This window comes from Saccharopolyspora taberi, from assembly GCF_039534165.1.
Taxonomy (GTDB): domain Bacteria; phylum Actinomycetota; class Actinomycetes; order Mycobacteriales; family Pseudonocardiaceae; genus Saccharopolyspora_D; species Saccharopolyspora_D taberi.
Window position 1 is genome coordinate 45,364 of the sequence record NZ_BAAAUX010000040.1, and the last position, 16,649, is coordinate 62,012.

Below are 16,649 nucleotides of genomic sequence, written 5' to 3' on the forward strand. Positions count from 1 at the left end.
TCGGGGGCGGCCTGGGAGTAGGCGATCAAACAGCCAGCATCGTCGGCAGCATCTGCGGAGTGCTGGCTTTGCTCCTCGGGGTCATCTCTTCCCTGCGGCCTGCACAGCCCGGTGGGATCGATGAGCAAGCGGAGGTCGACAACGCGCAGCGTCACCTCACCGATCGGGTGCGGGAGTTGAGCGAGCAGGAGGAACGGAAGTGGGGGATCAATGATCCCCGACCACTGCCCGTTCGCTGGCATGTCGTCTCCGACCCGCTGGACCACGGGACGGACAGCGACGGCAACGCGGGCGAAACCCAAGAGGAACAGCTCACCCTCAACGGCACGTTCAGCTCGGTCCTGCGGTTCTACCGATCGATTCCCACCCGCCGGATGATCATTCAGGGCGAACCCGGCTCGGGGAAGACGGTTCTCGCTCACCACCTCGTTCTGGAGCTGTGCGCCGAACCCGACAGCGACCGACGAACACCCGTGTTGTTCAGCTTGAGCACGTGGGATCCGAAGGTTGATCTGCACAAGTGGCTCGTTGAACAACTGTCCCGCGACTACCCCGGTCTGAACGGCGAGCTGCCGACCGGCGGCACGCTCGCCGCCGTTCTCATGAACCGCCGCCGCATCCTGCCCGTCCTCGACGGCTTCGACGAGATACGCGACGAATTCCGGGATCACGCGATCGAGGGCCTGAGCCGATTTCACGGTCCGCTGATCGTGACGACCCGCCGATCCGAATACGGTGCCGTCACCGCCAAGACCAGAACGGTGGGCAACGCAGCGGCGATCGCGCTCGAACCCCCGGCGCTGGACGACGTACGCCGCCACCTGGCCGGCAGACCAAGCGAAGCCGCATCAGCCGCCTGGACACACGTCTTCGACCACCTCGAGGCCACTCCCGACAAGCCCGCGAGCCGGGAACTGGCGGCGGTGTTGTCCGTACCGCTGATGGTCATGCTCGCCCGTACCGTCTACCGCCACACCGACAACGGCTCGCCCACGGAGCTGCTCGACATCAGCCGGTCCCGCGGCCGGGACGGGCTCGAAGAGCACCTTCTGCGCACCTACATCGACACCGTCTACGACCAGCGCTACGCACCCCGCGGCGACGGCGGGAACACCGCGCCGTTCCCGTGCGAGCCCGACCAAGCCCGCCGCTGGCTCGGCTTCCTCGCCCACCACCTCGCCCGACTCAAGACCCACGACCTCGCCTGGTGGCAACTCGCCACCGCCCTCCCCTGGTACGCCAGAATCCTGACCACCATGAGCACGCTCGCGCTCGTGGTCGGGCTCCCGCTCGGGCTCACGGCCGGACTCACGGTCGGTCTCGCGTTCGGGCTTACGGTCGGGCTCACGGTCGGGCTGACGGTCGGGCTCACGGTCGGTCTCGCGGTCGGGCTCGTCAATGAAGTGAGCTTGCACCGCAGAGGTGCGGCGAGAGAACCAGAACGACTGGGCCTGCGCTTGCGACACCGGAAGCGCGGCCGATTCACGAACATCAAGAAGATCACGTCCCAATTCGCTGTCGGGCTCACGTTCGGGCTCGCGGGCGGGCTCACGTTCGGGCTCACGGTCGAGCTCGTGATCGGGCTCTCGGAGGGTTTCGGGCCCGATTTCGGGCTCTGGATCTTGTCTGGGCTCGTGGTCGGGTTCCCGTTGGGGCTCGTATTCGGGCTTGTGAACGTAGTGGCCGCGATGCTGGGCGACAGCCACGATCCGCAAGAATCCATCGCTCCGTGGACACTCCTCAGCGCCGACCGCGCAGCGACAATCGTCCGCACGATCGCGCCCATGATCGCGTTCGGGCTCCTGATCGGGCTCCTGGCCGTGCTCACGTACGAGTCCCCGGACCCGCTCAGCGCCGGATTCATGGCCGGGCTGGTCGGGCTTCTGTTCGGGCTGGTCGGGCTTCTGTTCGTGCTGGTCGGGTTTCTGTTCGGGCTGGCGCGGTTGCTGTTGTCAGCGTGGGGAAGCTGGCTCGTGTTCGCCCGCCTCTGGCTCCCGCTCACCCGCCGGCTGCCCTGGCGCCCCAAACGGTTCCTCGAAGACGCCTACAACCGAGGCGTCCTGCGCCAAGCAGGCTCGTTCTACCAGTTCCGCCACGCCCAACTCCGCGACCACCTCGCCAAGCAGCACCGCACCAAACCACGAACCGCGCCACCACCGGAAGTCACGCCAGGAAGCGAAGACCTTCACCCGGTACCCGAACCACGCTGACTCGCCAGCCCTGCGCCGAGCGGCTGACTCGTCTTCAGCCGAGGTTGTTCCTGGCCTGCTCGGCCGCGGCGTCGACCTGGTCGGTGAGCCGTTCGAGGGTGGCGCGCAGGTTTTCGAGCTCGGCGACCGACATTCCGGTCGCCCCCATCACGTCGGCCGGAACCCCCCGCGCGCGTTCCCTGAGCTCGCGTCCCGCGTCGGTGAGCGCCACGTCGACGGACCGCTCGTCGCTGACCCGCCGGACGCGGCTGACCAGACCGGCCGCTTCGAGCCGTTTGAGCAGCGGCGACAGCGTTCCGGAGTCCAGCCGCAGGGCGGTGCCCAGGTCCTTGACCGAGATCGGGTCGTTCTCCCAGAGCACGAGCATGACCAGGTACTGCGGGTAGGTCAGTTCGAGGTCGGCGAGGATCGGCCGGTAGAGGTTGGTGAACGCGCGGGACGCGCTGTAGAGCGCGAAGCACACCTGCCGGTCCAGCGTCAGGTACGACTCGGTGCTCATGGCAGCACCTCCCGTCTCACATGGCCTTGTCTCCACATCGGCCGTTCACCGCATTTTCGCACTTCGCCGGACTGCCATCCGCCGCCCCGCGGCACTTCACATTTCCGGCATCCGACAATCGTGACCTTATCGAGATACCGCAACGGTAAACCCGTTCACCTGTTTGGCAGATTTATGAAGCATGGGGATCGTTTCGCCTCCGCGGGGGGATAGTCGTCGTTTTGCCGTGTTCGCCGGGTTCGCGGCGCTGACCGTGCTGCTCGGCGTGCTGGCTGTGCTGGCGCCGGTCCGCGCCGACGCGCCGGTGGTCACCTGGCCGAAGGCCGGCCAGGCCCCGGTGTCGACGGTGCTACCGCTGTCGCCGTACCGGCCGCTGGACATCGACGCGGAGATCCCCTGCCAGGCCCTGGGGTCGGTCGATCCGAACGGCGGTTCCGCGCTGAGCACGCACGCGCCCGCCGACGGGCTCGGCATGAACGTCACGGTGCAGGGCGGTTCGGTCCGGTTCTGGGTCGACGGCACGGAGGTCCACTCCGAACCGCTGCGCGCGGGCTGCGCCTACCACGTGCGCGCCGACGCGCAGGGCGTCCGGATCGACCGGGACGGCACGGTGCTGGTGGACCGGAACGACCTGCGACCGCCGCAGGTTTCCGAACTGTCCACGCAGGCGGGCAACACCGCCGGGCTGGCCGTGCAGCTGCACCCCGACGCGCGCTACCAGTCCAGCCCGACGCCGCTGAAGCTCTTCCTGCTGATCGCGCACGGGCTGTGCCTCGTGGTGCTGCTGGTCGTGGCCTGGCGGTTCTGGCGGGGCAGCGGGCCGGGCATGCGCATCCCGCGGTTCGGTGCCGCGGACGGCGTGCTGGTGGTCGTCTCGCTCGCGTGGGTCTTCCTCGGACCGGCCAACATGGACGACGGCTGGTACATGATGATGGCCCGCAACGCCGGTGAAGCCGGGTACATGGGCAACTTCGTCTACATGTTCAACGCGACGGAGAACCCGTTCGTGCTGAGCCAGTACCTGTTGCAGCTCTGGGGGGAGCTCGGCGGCTGGTCGCTGTGGTGGATGCGGCTGGTGCCGACCATCTGCGGCGTCGTGACGTGGGTGCTCCTGCGGGTCCTGCTGGCCACCGTCCTCGGCCGCGCCGCGAACCTGCGCGCGGTCCCCTGGGCGCTGCTGGTCGCGCACCTGGTCTGGTACCTGCCCTACGGCACCACGCTGCGCCCCGAGCCGGTGATCGTGATGTTCGCGGCGGCGACCCTCGTCTTCGCCGAGGCCGCCGCGCTCCGCCAGTCCATCGGCGCGCTGGCGCTCGCCACCGTCTCCGCCGCGCTCGCGGTCACGGCTTCGCCGTCCGGCGTCGTGGCGGTCGCTCCGCTCCTGCTGTGCCTGCCGTGGCTGCTGCGCTGGCTGCGCGAGCAGGGCTGGGCGGCTCGGGCCTCAGCGGTGCTGCTCGCCGCCGCCTCCGCGACGGTGGTGGTCCCGATCGGCTTCGCCGACGCGACCCTCGGCGACGTGCTCGAAGCCACCGCCGTGCACAAGTGGTACTACCTCTCGCTGCCCTGGTACGAGGAGTTCGAGCACTACAAGACCCTGCTCAACACCGCGGGCTGGGCGCGCAGGCTCCCGGTGCTGCTGAGCCTGGCGATCGTGGTCGTGGTCGCGATCGCCAGCGGTCGCGGCGGGGTGGGGCGCGACCCGATCCGCAGGCTGGTGCTGGTCTCGGCGATCACCACGTCGCTGGCCCTGGCGCTGATCGCGCTGAGCCCGACCAAGTGGGTCAACCACTTCCACTCGGTGGCGGCGGCGCCGACGGTGCTGCTGGCGGCGGCGCTGCTGCGGTCCCCGCTGCCGCGGCGGGCCGGGCTGGTCGTGACGAGCGCGAGCGTGCTGCTGCTGGCGGGCGCGGTGTCGCTGAGCTTCGCCGGGGAGAACAAGTGGATGCCGTTCACCGACGCCGGGCAGCGGTTCGGCGAGCACCTGAACCCGGATCCGCTGACCAACAACCTGGAGCCGCACTTCGGCCCGCTGTACCTGCACAACGCGCTGCTGTGGGTCGGGATCGCGCTGGCCGCCTGGTTGTGGGCGAGGTGGCGGCGCCGCAGCGGCAAGGTGGTGCGGGTCGGCCCGGACCGGGCGGTGGTCGGTGCGGCCTCGGTCGGCGCGGTGCTGCTGATGGTCGCGCTGTTCACCTTCGCGCCGATCGGCCAGGCGCCGGGCTGGAGCGTGGCGCGGTCCGGGGTACAGACGATGTTCGGCGACGGCTGCGGGCTGGCCAGCGACGTGAAGGTGCAGCTGCCGTCCGGGAAGCTCGGCGATCCCGGACCGGCCACCACCGAGGGCGACTTCGGGGCGTCCGGTTCGCCGCTGCCGACCTCGCCGTGGGACGGTCCGACGGCGATCTGGCACGACGATCGGCCGGACGGCACGACCACCGGCACCGGCAAGCTGACCACCGGCTGGTACCCGGTGGTCCGGGCGAGCAGCCACGTGACCGTCCCGGTGGCCGGTGAGCTGGCCGGGCAGCTGCTGGAGGTGGAGTTCCGGACGCCTTCGGGGACGGTTTCCGAGCAGCTGCAACCGGAACTGCGGCGGTCGGCGCTGCTGGAGTGGCAGCAGCTGGCGGTGGCCGTGCCGCCGGGGACCGAGGCGCTGCGGGTGGTGGCGACCGACCAGGTCACCGGCGCGCACTCCTGGCTGGCGGTGGCCGAGCCGAAGCTGACCGAGTCGCGCCCGGTCACCGAGCTCACCGCCGGGAAACCGGTGCTGGCCAACCACATCAACGCGCCGCTGTGGCCGTGCGTGGACCAGGTCGGCATCCGCGACGGCATCACCGACACGCCCGTCGTGCGGCTCACCGCCGACGAGGGGATTCCGCCCGAGTGGCTGGACAACATCAGCAACCTGGAGTGGGGCGGCGCGTGGATGCAGACCACGCGGCAGTGGGGGCAGACCCGGCTGGCGGCCGAGCTGCCCGGCGGTCCGCCGCGCGCGGCGTGGGGCAACGTCTTCGTCATCCGCTACCTGCACCCGGTCGGGCAGTACGACCTGCGGGTGGAGAGCGAGACCAGGTCGAGCCTGACCCGGCTGCCGACGCTGGCCGACAACGGCTACCCGGGCATCGCCCGGAACGCGGGGACGCAGGTGTCGGTGAAGCAACAGGCCCGGTGATCGAGCGGCGGTGATCACCGCGGAGCAGGGGCGGCGGAAGTGGGGTTCCGCCGCCCCTGCTGCTGTTCGGGCTGGGTGTTCCGGTCGGGGGCAACCGGACGACCCCGGGCCGCGTGTAGGGGTCGTCCCCGGTTTCCGGGGCCATGAAAGGGGATTGGCCTTGACCAAGACACGATGGGCAGCGGTGGTCGCGGTGACCGCCGCGCTGTCGCTCGCCACGGCTTCACCCGCTCCAGCCGAGACGCCGCAGGCGTTCACCCCGATCGAGAGCCGCTACTGGGGAGAGCCCGCGCTGCGGGACCTGCTCGGCAACCCGGTCGACACCGAGTACACCGAGGGGGACATCTCCTACCAGCAGTTCCAGCGCGGCTGGCTGTACCACTCACCGCAGACCGGGGTGCACGAGCTGCACGGCGAGATCGCCTCCCGGTTCGTCCGCTCCGGCGCCCACCACCAGCTCGGCGTGCCGACCACCGACGAACTGTCCACACCGGACGGTGTCGGCCGCTACAACCACTTCTCCGCCGAGGCGTCGGTCTACTGGACGCCGGAGACCGGCGCGCAGGCGGTTTCCGGGCAGGTGCGGCGGTTCTGGGCGGACCGCGGCTGGGAGACGGGCAGGCTGAGCTACCCGACCACCTCCACGCAGCCGACCCCCGACGGCGTCGGCGTCTTCAACCACTTCCTCGGGATCGACCGCGCGGGCGCGTCGGTGTACTGGACGAAGATCACCGGAGCGCACTCGGTGCAGGGCGCGATCCGCGATCTCTGGGCCGCCAACGGCTGGGAGAACGGCTTCGGCTACCCCAGCTCGGACGAGCTCACCACGCTCGACAAAGCCGGTCGTTTCAACGAGTTCACCGGTCGCGACAACCCGCCGGCGTCCGCGTACTGGCACCCGGCGACCGGCGCGCACTTCGTCGCGGGCCCGATCATGCAGCGGTGGCACGAACTCCGCCGCGAGCTGTCGTACCTGAAGTACCCGACGTCCAACCCGTACGAGGTGTCGGAGGGCAACAGCCAGGTCGACTTCCAGGGCGGCTACATCAGGCTGGACCAGAACTCCGGGCAGGTGAGCGACGCGCCCTGGTGAGCAGGACCAGGGCGGCCACGGCGGTGAGCACGTAGCTGTTGCCCACCACGTGCTGCCAGGGAGCCCAGGTCAGCTCGGCACCGCCGACGCTGGGCAGGAAGTGCCACGGGGCCGTGACCGCGATCAGCGCCGTCACGGCCCCCAGCGCGTAGCGGCGGGCGGCGAACAGCAGGAACAGCCCCGGGACGACCCAAACCCAGTGGTTCGACCAGGACGTGGGCGAGATCAGCACCGCGAGCAGACCGACCGCGGTGAACGAGGTGGCGGCATCGGCGTGCCGGACGATCCGGACCACCAGCGCCAGCAATGCCAGGCACAGCAACGCGAAGACCGCGTTCCGCACGATCGGCGGCAGGTCGAACCTGGTGAGCGCGCCCAGCACGGACTGGTTGCTGTTGAGCGCGTGACCCGCGACGTCGGCGGCCGGGCCGCGCCGGAACCAGTAGTCGACCGAGGCGCCGAAGTCGACCGCGAACCCGATCGCGGTGCACGCGGCGGCGGTGGCGGTTGCGGTCACGGCGGCCCGGAAGTCCTTGCGCAGCAGGAAGAACAGCAGGAAGGCCGCCGGGGTGAGCTTGATCGCGACCGCGATCCCGACCAGCAGGCCGCGCGGCCAGCGCGGGTCCCGGGCGAGGCAGTCGAGCGCGACCGCGCCCATCAGCACGATGTTGATCTGTCCCTGCCCGAAGCAGGCGTGCACCGGTTCCAGCAGCATGCTCGGCGGGACTCCCGCCGCTGCCATGACGAACGCGACCCGCGGACCGGCCGAAGGCCACACCCGCCGCACGACCAGGTACAGGGTCGCGCCGAGTGCCAGCACGTTCAGGACGTTCAGCGCGCTGAGGCCGACCGTGGACGGGACGAGCGCGAACGGCGCCAGCGGCAGCAGCGCGAACGGCGGGTAGACCCACGGCAGCGGGTCCGGATTGCGCACCGGCGATCGTGCGTTGACGAAGTCACCGCCGGCGAGCCAGGTCCGGACGCCCCACCGGTAGACCTCGAAGTCGCCCCAGAACGAGTAGGTGGAGACGAGCACCGCGAGCGCGGCGGCCAGCGCGAGGGCCGAGAGCCCGATGATCGGCCACAGGCGGCGCGCGACGAGCTCGTCCGGCGGTGTGGTGGTGATCACCGTCTCGATCGTACGGAAAACCATCACCTGTTCGAGTGGTCAGGCGCGTTTTCGCCTCGGCGATCGCGGCGCCGGCGGCGGGGCTGTGGAAACGGCAGAGCCGCAAACGACAGGAGCCGCGCAAACAACAAGGCCCGCGTTCCGGACTTGAGGAACACGGGCCCTGCATCCCGGAACCGATGTCGTCGCTCCCCCGACGGAAAGACGGCATCCATGCCGGAACGACGGAAACACGACCCCCTCGGACGAGCTTCCGCTACTTCCCCCCTGCTCAGGCGCAGCTCACAGCAGCACGACTTCGCGGGTGCTCTTCTCGGTTCTGACCAACACTTCGGCATGGTCTTCCTTGATCGCCCGGTAGACGAAATCGCCGTAGCTGACGAGCCTTCGGCACGCCTCGGTCAGCGTGACGCCCTCCTGATCCATCACGCGTTGTAACGCCTGCACCATTTCCGGCGTCACGGCAACGTTTATCCGCTTCGGCGACGGGTCCGACTGCTCCCGTCCCGGCGAGGCACCGCCACCCTTCGGCTTCTCATCGGTCTTCATGAATCTCCCTCCAGTCGCACACCGGCACCCCTGCTCGACCAACTACTGATCTTGCGTGCGCGACACCTCAGAACATTACACACGCTGTTACCACGCAGTCAACACGTCGTACTCACGTCACATGTGGGTGAGTTGTGTGAAAAGTGTGGCTAGTGAGCTAACATGACTCTGGGTGTCGAATACACCCCTCAGTGAGCACAGCTTTCACGAAAGAGAGCCCGCAATGACGCGTGAGTCGACGATGCGTGACCAGGGTGTTCATCGAACCGACGAGGTGCTTGCCGACCAGACCTGGTACTGCCCGGCCCAGGTCCAGAACGAGCCGGTGATCGAGACCCTCCCGGCGATCGAGCTGTCCACCGACGAAGGGACCGCGCAGTGAGCACCCCCCAGCAGGATCTGGAGGACGAGACCTGGACCGACGACTCGGAACCGGCCGAAGCGCCGGCCGAGCCGCGGCTCATCGAGCTGCGCAAGCACCGCCACCTGGCGAGCATGCAGACCAAGGTGCTCTACGGCATCGGACTGGTCCTGCTCGTCACCCTGCTCACGCTGGTCCTGGGCGTCGGTTTCGGCGCCTTCAGCGAGGGCTTCGGGCTGGAGCTGCTGCGCACCATGCTCACCCCGACGCTCGCCGCCGGAGCGACGATCGTGGGCACCCTGTTCGCACTGGAACGAGGCAAGGAGGAGTAACCGAGGCCGTGTTTTGCCGTGCCGCCACGCTCTTCGGACGCGCCGGCACGGGAGAGCACAGCCGGGAGGAACCCGCGGGTCCGCCGGGCTGCGGGCTGCGGGCTGCGGGCTGCGGGCTGCGGGCTCAGGAAACCCTGGCGGCAAGCCCGGATCGGGCCCGGTCAGGGGCGCTGCGCCGCGACGACCCACATCCCGCGCTCAGCCGCGACCGGCTCAGCAACGCGGAATCCGATGTCGGCGAGCAGCCCGGCGATCTGGCCCGGCGAGAGCCGCAGCTTGCGGTAGCTGCTCTTGCGGAGCTCCCAGCCCGACCCGGTCCGGACGTGCACGAGGTCGTGGACGCGGACGTGCTCGCCCTCGTCCTCGAGGAAGCAGGTCATGACCCGGTCCTGATCACCGCGCACCGGCAGGAACCGGTCCAGCCCGGCCAACCGCACCGACAGGTCCCGGAAGGTCAGCACGATCCGGCCGCCGGGAGCGAGCAGGGCGAAGGACTCGGCGAGCAACCTGCGCACGGCGTCCTCGTCGGGAAGGTGCGGCAGGGTGTCGCCCATGCACGTCACGACCTGGACGGTTCCGGGTTCGGCGAGCCCGGCGAGTCCGTCGCGCAGGTCGGCGTGCACGCCGCGGACTCGCGGATGCGCGCGGTCGGCCAGCTCGGCAAGCAGCGTCTCGCTGACGTCGACACCGGTCACCGCGAAGCCGAGTTCGGCCAGTGCCACCGAGTGCACACCGGACCCGCAGCCGAGATCGAGCGCGGCGGACGGCTCGCCCTCGGGCCGGATTCCCAGTCCCGCGAGCAGATCCCGCTGCGCCCGGACGAGATCGGCGAAGTCCGCGCCGAACATCCAGGTGTAGTGCTCGGCGAGCAGGTTTTCGTAGTGCGCTGCGACTTCGTTGCTATGCATCCCGAATCCAAGTGGCCAGTGCAGCGAGGTACGGATTGCCCGCTGCTTCGTCGAGTTCGGCACCGAGCGCGGCGCGGTAGGTCGGCGTCGCCTCGGCGTAGCGCAGGCGGCCTTCCTCGGTGATCCTGGCGTACACCCCGCGCAGGTCCTTGCCGCCCTGCGCACGCGTGGTCAGCTTGTCCCGTTCCAGCCGCATCACCAGGCGGGTGGCGCTGCTCTCCTTCAGCCCGATGCGTTCGGCGAGCTCGTGCATGCGCAGCCCGCCTTCGTCCGCGGCGAGCGCCAACGCGCACAGCGCCCGGTACTCGGAGAGCGGAAGTCCGTGCCTGCGCTGGAGAGTTCGGTCCAGACCCGCCTCGATCCGGCCGAGCAGGCGCACGGCCATGCACCAGCGGTCGTTCTCCTCGTCGGTGGCCGACCGGTCGGTCGTCACGGCGCCCCTCCCGATGTTGATCTGGCTCGCACACTAACTGCTTGCACAAACAAGGTCAACACCGCGCCGGACCACGCCCGAAGGCGGAGCGGGATCAGGCCCGGTCCAGGCCCAGGCGCCGGGTGACGTCGTGGGCCATGGCGATGGCGTAGCTCTGCCCCCGGTCCTGCGGGTAAATCTGCGACATCGTCGCCAGCGTCACGTTCGGCATCGCCGTGTGGTGGCCGGGGATCAGCGCGCGGTACTCGGGCGTGACGATCGGCTGCGCGAACCCGGCCTTCGAGAAGTGCCAGTCCTGGATCCACGAGCGGTCGAAGGCCGGGTTCAGCTTGCGCAGCCAGGGGATGTAGTGCTCCAGCAGGTCCTCGGGCGGGGTCGTGAACCGCCAGTCCTCGCGGGGCACGTAGTTGCCGACGTAGACGACGTGCCGGCCGCCGTACTCGGCGGGCGAGACCATGTTCGTGTGCTCGACGACCGCCAGGAACGGGAACGCGGTGTCGTTGATGTTGAGCCAGTAGTACGGGATGACGCTGCGGTCGCATTCGAGGACGAAGCAGGTCGCGCCGAGGTACTGGTTGCGCCACAGCACGCTGTCCGACATCAGCCCGGCGGCCTTGGCGAACGCGGGCTGCGGCACGGTGACGATCACGTGGTCGAAGGTGTAGGTCGCCTCGCCCGCGCGGACCTCGACCTCGGCCCCGGGCTGGCGGATCGACGACATCGGCTTGCCGAACTCGACCTTGCCGCCCCGGTCGGTCACCGCGTCCAGCAGCGCGCGGTAGACCTGGTCGAACCCGCCGTGCACGTAACCGAGCCCGAAGGTCCGGTAGTGGATCCGCGCCCACAGCCACGCCATCGAGATGTCCTCGGCGCGGGCGCCGAACTTGCCGGTGAGCAGCGGTTCCCAGATCGTCTCGGTGACCCGCTTCCCCGCCCAGCGGCGCATCCACGCCAGCGCGCGCACGGAGTTGAAGCGCTGCCCGTCGCGCACGAGCTTCAGCGCCGCCGAGGTCGCGCCGAAGCGGAACCGGTCCAGCAGCGAGAAAGCCGGGAACCGCAGCATTTCCAGCGGGGTGCCGAAGTCGTGCAGCTCGCCGTCGAGGAACACCCCGGTCGCAGGCCGGTGGAACTCCAGCCGGTCGCCCAGTCCCAGTTCCCGGACCAGCTCGATCATCGCGTGGTCGGTCTGGAAGCTGTGGTGGTAGAAGCGCTCCAGCGGGGTGCCGCCGACCTCGATCGACGCCGCGAGCCCGCCCAGTTCGTCCGACGCCTCCAGCACGGTCACCTCGTGCCCGGCCTTGACCGCGTCGAACGCCGCCGTCAGGCCGGTCGCCCCCGCACCAACGATGCCCAGCTTCATCGGAAACTCCATCTGCGGTTGATCGTGTACTGGAACAGCAGGACCAGCGGCAGCGAACCGGCCTTGACCAGGTTCGGGTCGATGCCGAGAAAACCGGAGAACACCCGCAGCAGCACGAAGGTCAGCCCGATCCCGGCGACCCCCACGGCGTAGAACCGCAGGAACCGCACCAGGATCCGGTCGCGCGTGCGGAAGTTCAGCCAGGCGTTGAGCACGAAGTTGTTGGTGATCCCGGCCGTCGTGCTGAGCACGTTGGCGACCTGCTCGTGCAGGCCGACGACGTTGAACAGCAGCAGGAACAGCAGGTAGTCGAGGAGAACCCCGCTGCCCCCGATGACCGTGTAGAGCACCAGCGAGCGGCTGATCAGCCGTTCTCGCGGGGCATCAGTCGTCGTCATACCGGATCACTTTCCGGACGATGTAGAGCGGACGCTGCTGGACCTCGCTGTAGATCCGGCCGATGTAGCTTCCCATCACCCCGAGGGAAAGCATCTGCACGCCGCCCAGGAAGAGCATCGCCACCATGAGCATCGTCCAGCCGGACACGGTGACCTCGGGCAGGAACAGCCGCAGCCCCACCGCGTAGACGATGCCGACCGTGGCCAGCACCAGGCTGGCGAACCCGATCCTGGTGATCAGCTTGAGCGGGACCGTCGAGAAGCTCGTGACGCCGTCGGCGGCCAGCCGCAGCATCTTGCGCATCGGGTACTTCGTCTCGCCCGCGATCCGCTCGTCCCGGTCGAACAGGACCTCGGCCTGCTCGAACCCCATCGAGGCGACCATGCCGCGGATGAACCGGCTGCGCTCCCGGAACCCGCGCAGCTCCTCGGCGGCGCGGCGGTCGAGCAACCGGAAGTCCCCGGTGTCGACCGGGATCTCGACCTCGGCGCAGTGCCGCAGCAGCCGGTAGTAGCCGTGCGCGGTGAAGCGCTTGAACCGGCTGTCCTGCCTGGTCCTCCGGCGGGCCGAGACGATCTCCGCGCCGGACTGCCAGGCGTCGATCATCTCCAGGCTGACCCGCGGCGGGTCCTGCAGGTCGGTGTCCATGATGATCACCGCGTCGCCGTCGGCGTGGTCGAGCCCGGCGGTGATGGCGATCTGGTGGCCGAAGTTGCGGGCGAAGTCGACGACCTGCACGCGCGGGTCGTTCTTGGCCAGGTCGCGCAGGATCGCCAGCGACCCGTCGGCCGAACCGTCGTTGACGTAGACGAACTGGTAGTCGAACTCGGGCCGGGTCGCCACCGACGCCGCCAGCTCCTCGTGGAAGCTGCGGATCCCCTCGGCCTCGTTGTAGACGGGCAGGACGTAGGACACGAGCGAACGGCCCGCGTCCTCGACGGCTTTCTGCTGCTGCGGCACCGGAACTGGAACAGAGTGACTGATCGTCTCGGCCATGTTCACTCCCCTCGCCAACCCCACCGTGAAACCGGAACGCTCCGCACGTCGAAGCCGTTGCCCGGCAGGGGGTAATCCACCTCGATCAGGTGGCCCCACTCGGCATACTGCGGTTGGTCTACTACGCCGAGCAGCCGAGTGGGTACCTCCGTCCGGCGTCCGATCTCGCGGACACCGGCGAAACTGCCGCCGATCACCCGTTCGTAGGCCGCGGTGCCGCCGAAGCCGAGCGCGTTCGGCGGGTTGACCAGCACGGCGGGCGGTTCCGCCAGGCCGCCGCCGACGGCGGGCATCCGGTCCAGGCACGGCGCGGACCAGGTCATCGACCAGTCGACGAGCACGGGCGCCCTGCCCCGCAGGTACGTCTTGAGCGGGATGACCTCGCGCACCCGCGGCGCGGTCACCCCGAGCCAGCCGCCGTCGTCGGTGGTGGCGTCCACGGCCCGGATGCGCACCTGGTCGGCGCCGGGCGGGATCTCGGCCACCGGAACCGAAACCGACCGCCAGGACTCGTTGTCCTGCGGTTCGTCCTCGATGACGTGGTCCTGCGGGTAGGCGGGCACCTCGTCGGCGTCGTAGCCGGTGTCGTCGAGCACCCGCTCCCCGACGACCTCGCCGCCGGCCGCGAACTCCAGCGCGATCCGGTTGCCGTCACCGCTGCGACCCGCGACGTCGACGGCGAGCTCCCGGTTCCTGGGCAGCTCGGGCAGCGCGAACCAGCCGGTGGTCAGGCTGCCGGTGGAGACCGGCCCGTCGGCCGCGCTGCCCCACGCGGGCGTGCGGGGCGGGGACGACGGATAGCCGCCGTCGCGGCGGAAGCCGTCCTTCTCCGGATCGCTGCCGGAGGTCTTCATGGCACCGCCGGGCGCGTCGGGGGTGACCACGACGTGGTCGACGATGCCGCAGCTGTTGTCGGTCAGGCTCGCCAGGTTCTGGCCGCCGACGGAGTAGCTGCCGGCCTGCCGGAACGGTGCGACGACGAACGAGTACGGCACGATCACCGCGGTCGCCGCCACCGCGGCCACGCAGATGACGGCGGGCATCAGGATCAGGGTCCGGCGCGCGGCAGGGGCCCGGCGAAGGCGGCCCAGCAGGACCGCGGCGCCGAGCAGCGAAGCGGCGAGGAACAGCCAAAGCGCGGGATTGTTCAGCGGGCGCACGGGTTCCTCGCCCCACGGAACCCCGTAGTGCGAGTGCAGGAACCAGTTGTTCTTCCCCGCGAAGGCCAGCGGCGCGGCGACCAGGGCCAGCGCCGTGCAGAGCACGCCCATGAGCAGCACGTTGCGCTCCCTGGCCCACTGCTTGGCCGAAACCGCGATCAGCACGACCCCGGCGGTCAGCGTCGCCGCGCCCACCGCGGCCAGCGCGCCGAAGTAGTGCGTCCACTTCGACGGGGTCAGCCACATCAGCGCGAGGCTCAGCGCCAGGCACGCGGCGGGCACCCCGGCGGTCCGCATCCCCGGCAGCCAGCGGGCTCCCCGGCTCAGCAGCAGCGCGGAGAACACCAGGACGACCAGCGTGAGCAGGACCGGGGTCCGGCGCGCGACATCGCCCTGGAGGCTGAAGCCGAGCAGGTACTCGTAGCGCTGGATCTCCATGTACCAGGGCACGTTCGGGCCGTAGTAGCCGTGCATGCGGGTCGCCTCCCGAGCCCCGGCCAGCGACTGGTCGGCGAACATCGCGACCAGCCCGGCCGAGCCGATCCCGGCCAGCAGCGCCAGATCCGGGATCCGGACGAACCGCACGATCCGCGGCGCCAGCACGACGAAGGGGGCGACGGCGGTGATGCCCATCGGGTTCACCGCCATCGAGAGCCCGGCGGCGAGCGCCCCGAGGCCGAGCAGTCCGAGGCTCTGGCGGTGCACGGCCTGCGCCACGCAGGCCAGCGACGCGGCGATGCCGAGCGCGAGGAAGGGTTCCGGCCGCACGCCGAGCCCGAACGGCAGCCACCACACCAGGAAGCCCAACGCGGCGAGCGCCCGCACCCGGAACAGGCGGCTGTGCAGGGGAATGACGCCGCTGAGCACGCCGCGGCTGAGCAGCAGCCAGGTCAGCACCGCCGCGATGACGCTGGGCAGGCGCATCGCGAGCGGGTTCGTGCCGAGCAGCGCGAACGGTTCCAGCAGGTGCTGGGCGAGCGTGAAGGGTGCCTCGGAGGCGTTCTCCCAGCGGTAGTAGTTGCCGATGTCGCCGGTTTCGAGTCCGTTCCGGACGGTCGTGGCGGCGAACGAGTCGTCCGGGGTGTTCGGGCCGAGCAGCCACCAGCCGCCCAGCACCACCCAGACGACCAGGTCGACCAGCCCGAGGCCGCGGCCTTCGGGGGCGGGGCGGGCGTCCGGGAAGTCGGGCACCCGGACCGACAGCTGCTCGACGCGGAAGCGGTGCGTGCGCAGGGCGAGCACGCCGAAGGCGAGGACGACCAGCCCGAGCTGCACGCCGATCAGGGCGGTCTTGGCGGAGCTCGGCTCGCTCTCGAACGGGTTGGCGGCCTTGGCGCTGACGTGCATTCCCTCCGCCTGCTCCGGCCGCAGATCGGTGGCGAAGGCGACGATGTCCTGGACCCGGACGCCGGGCAGGACCACGGTCCGGTCGCCGATGCTCGCGGTGCTTCCGGCGGCGTCGGAGTGCAGCGATGCGGCGCAGTCGCCCCGGATCGGCGCGCGCAGCGCCTCCCGGCCGCCGACCAGGACCGCCGCCGTACCGGACGCGGTGGTCACCGCGAAGCCCTCGGTGGGCTGGCCGGGGAGCCGGCTGCTGACCAGCGTCGCGGTCCTGCCGAGCCGCTGCCCCGCCTTGACCACCGAGCACGGCACGTCGACCTGCACCTCGCGCGGCTGGTAGGGGACGAAGAACGCGAGCGTGGAGGACGGCGCCTCACCGGCCTTCGGCCAGGTGACGGTGACCTCCCGGGCGTCGACCGGAGCGAGGGGGACCGCGATGGCGGCGACGAGAGCGGCGATGCCGACGAGGATCCCGACGGCCGCGGCCAGCACCCGCAACGACCGACGCGCCGGAGCAGGCTCGGGGACCTCCGCGGCCACCGGCTCCTTCAGTTCGGCTGATACCGGTCCGTTCCCATCCGCCACGGCCGCTCCCCGCGATCAGCTCCCGCACGCTGACATAGCTGCGACCGCAGGATCTCCGAAAAGCCGGGGCGCCGCCGTACGAGAACGCCCGATCGGAACCGCCCGAACCGGCCTCACCGCTG

14 protein-coding genes are annotated in these 16,649 nt (G+C 70.1%); 5 read left to right on the plus strand and 9 right to left on the minus strand.

Translation table 11 applies throughout. From position 1 onward, the window contains the following. Nucleotides 1-59 precede the first annotated feature (59 nt). The gene (locus tag ABD691_RS32225) at nucleotides 60-2,210 is read left to right on the plus strand and encodes an NACHT domain-containing protein (protein ID WP_344686141.1); all 2,151 of its coding nucleotides are present in this window, start codon (nucleotides 60-62) and stop codon (nucleotides 2,208-2,210) included. A gap of 34 nt (nucleotides 2,211-2,244) precedes the next feature. On the opposite strand, the gene ABD691_RS32230 is transcribed toward ABD691_RS32225, so the two are convergent. Beyond that, the gene (locus ABD691_RS32230) at nucleotides 2,245-2,709 is read right to left on the minus strand and encodes a MarR family winged helix-turn-helix transcriptional regulator (RefSeq protein WP_344686142.1); all 465 of its coding nucleotides are present in this window, start codon (nucleotides 2,707-2,709) and stop codon (nucleotides 2,245-2,247) included. A 226-nt stretch (nucleotides 2,710-2,935) separates the two neighbouring features. Here ABD691_RS32230 and ABD691_RS32235 point away from each other — a divergent pair, with 226 nt between their 5' ends. Further along, nucleotides 2,936-5,881 (plus strand): arabinosyltransferase domain-containing protein, encoded by a 2,946-nt coding sequence (locus ABD691_RS32235; protein ID WP_344686143.1) that lies wholly within the window; start codon nucleotides 2,936-2,938, stop codon nucleotides 5,879-5,881. Nucleotides 5,882-6,041: 160 nt separating this feature from the next. After that, on the plus strand, nucleotides 6,042-6,974 hold the full coding sequence (locus ABD691_RS32240; protein WP_344686144.1) for an LGFP repeat-containing protein: 933 nt from the start codon (nucleotides 6,042-6,044) through the stop codon (nucleotides 6,972-6,974). Here the strand turns inward: ABD691_RS32240 and ABD691_RS32245 are convergent. Continuing rightward, nucleotides 6,928-8,103, minus strand: a complete 1,176-nt coding sequence (locus ABD691_RS32245) for a glycosyltransferase family 87 protein (protein ID WP_344686145.1) — start codon at nucleotides 8,101-8,103, stop codon at nucleotides 6,928-6,930. The genes ABD691_RS32240 and ABD691_RS32245 overlap by 47 nt on opposite strands. 282 nt (nucleotides 8,104-8,385) lie before the next feature. Next, nucleotides 8,386-8,652 carry a hypothetical protein gene (locus ABD691_RS32250; protein WP_344686146.1) on the minus strand — a complete coding sequence of 89 codons (267 nt, stop codon included), beginning with the start codon at nucleotides 8,650-8,652 and terminating at the stop codon, nucleotides 8,386-8,388. A 223-nt stretch (nucleotides 8,653-8,875) separates the two neighbouring features. Here ABD691_RS32250 and ABD691_RS32255 point away from each other — a divergent pair, with 223 nt between their 5' ends. Continuing rightward, a complete protein-coding gene (locus ABD691_RS32255; protein ID WP_344686147.1) occupies nucleotides 8,876-9,034 on the plus strand; it encodes a hypothetical protein in 159 nt (52 codons plus the stop codon). After that, entirely contained in the window at nucleotides 9,031-9,345 is a 315-nt protein-coding gene (locus ABD691_RS32260) for a hypothetical protein (RefSeq protein ID WP_344686148.1), read from the plus strand. The genes ABD691_RS32255 and ABD691_RS32260 overlap by 4 nt, the downstream gene beginning before the upstream one ends. A 161-nt stretch (nucleotides 9,346-9,506) precedes the next feature. Here ABD691_RS32260 and ABD691_RS32265 read toward each other — a convergent pair whose 3' ends face one another. The 6 genes from ABD691_RS32265 to ABD691_RS32290 all read right to left on the minus strand — a co-directional run bounded on the left by ABD691_RS32265 (nucleotide 9,507) and on the right by ABD691_RS32290 (nucleotide 16,482). Next, complete coding sequence (locus ABD691_RS32265) at nucleotides 9,507-10,253, minus strand: class I SAM-dependent methyltransferase (protein WP_344686149.1); 747 nt, start codon at nucleotides 10,251-10,253, stop codon at nucleotides 9,507-9,509. Next, nucleotides 10,246-10,686 (minus strand): MarR family transcriptional regulator, encoded by a 441-nt coding sequence (locus tag ABD691_RS32270; protein WP_344686150.1) that lies wholly within the window; start codon nucleotides 10,684-10,686, stop codon nucleotides 10,246-10,248. The genes ABD691_RS32265 and ABD691_RS32270 overlap by 8 nt, the downstream gene beginning before the upstream one ends. Before the next feature lie 94 nt (nucleotides 10,687-10,780). After that, the gene (locus ABD691_RS32275; protein ID WP_344686151.1) at nucleotides 10,781-12,046 is read right to left on the minus strand and encodes an NAD(P)/FAD-dependent oxidoreductase; all 1,266 of its coding nucleotides are present in this window, start codon (nucleotides 12,044-12,046) and stop codon (nucleotides 10,781-10,783) included. After that, nucleotides 12,043-12,444, minus strand: a complete 402-nt coding sequence (locus ABD691_RS32280; protein ID WP_344686152.1) for a GtrA family protein — start codon at nucleotides 12,442-12,444, stop codon at nucleotides 12,043-12,045. The genes ABD691_RS32275 and ABD691_RS32280 overlap by 4 nt, the downstream gene beginning before the upstream one ends. Beyond that, nucleotides 12,431-13,441: a glycosyltransferase family 2 protein gene (locus ABD691_RS32285; RefSeq protein ID WP_344686153.1), complete on the minus strand. Its 1,011-nt coding sequence runs from the start codon at nucleotides 13,439-13,441 to the stop codon at nucleotides 12,431-12,433. The genes ABD691_RS32280 and ABD691_RS32285 overlap by 14 nt, the downstream gene beginning before the upstream one ends. A 2-nt stretch (nucleotides 13,442-13,443) precedes the next feature. Further along, on the minus strand, nucleotides 13,444-16,482 hold the full coding sequence (locus tag ABD691_RS32290) for an arabinosyltransferase domain-containing protein (protein ID WP_344686154.1): 3,039 nt from the start codon (nucleotides 16,480-16,482) through the stop codon (nucleotides 13,444-13,446). Between the last annotated feature and the right edge of the window lie 167 nt (nucleotides 16,483-16,649).